Origin of the sequence: Methylosinus sp. Ce-a6, assembly GCF_009811655.1 — a bacterium.
In the GTDB taxonomy this organism is placed as follows: domain Bacteria; phylum Pseudomonadota; class Alphaproteobacteria; order Rhizobiales; family Beijerinckiaceae; genus Methylosinus.
On sequence record NZ_BGJX01000098.1, the window covers coordinates 1 to 617 of the forward strand.

1 protein-coding gene is annotated in these 617 nt (G+C 69.4%); it reads right to left on the reverse strand.

From position 1 onward, the window contains the following. A partial coding sequence (locus Mspo_RS19490; RefSeq protein ID WP_159732962.1) for a DUF4326 domain-containing protein occupies positions 1-392 on the reverse strand: 392 nt, incomplete at its 3' end. Positions 393-617: the final 225 nt, after the last annotated feature.

Genomic DNA, 617 nt, shown 5'->3' on the forward strand with positions numbered 1-617 from the left:
CACGGCTTGTCGAGCGGGGCGCCGTGACACCAGCACATGAGGATGAGGCGCTCGCCGGCGCGCACGCGCTCGGCGAGCTTTTCGGTCGCGGCGGCCATCGGCCCGCCGCGCGCGAGGTCGGCGTCGTATTTCTTCTTGTAGAGCGCGATGACTTCGGCGCGGCGGACATCGTCGCGATGATTTTGGAGAATGAAGGGATTGCCGAGGATCGGATTGCATCTGTCGATATCGACGACGGATTCGCCAGGGCGCGGCTTGGCGGCGGCGCCCTTGCGCTTGTTGCCGAGGCGGACGCTCCCCGAAGCGGCGCTCTCGCGGATTTGGTGGCGTGCGGCGACCGCGGGGGAGGCGTCACGATCGGGGACGGCTCGTCGGGAATCGAGGGCGTTCATTCGCGGGGCTCCTGTCAGCGTGGCGAATTCGAAGCGCTGGGGCGCTCGGTCATTCGGGGTCGGGAGGCTTCTGTCTGGCGCGGCGATAGGCAGCCTTGCCTTTTTTCGGCGCGACGATTTTGGGGCGGGCGTCGAGAGTGATCTCGGCGCCGGCGTTGGCGGCGCGTCGGCGCAGGGCGCGGGCGGCCTGGTTGATCGGGCGGGCGATGGGCCGGCGGGAGAGAG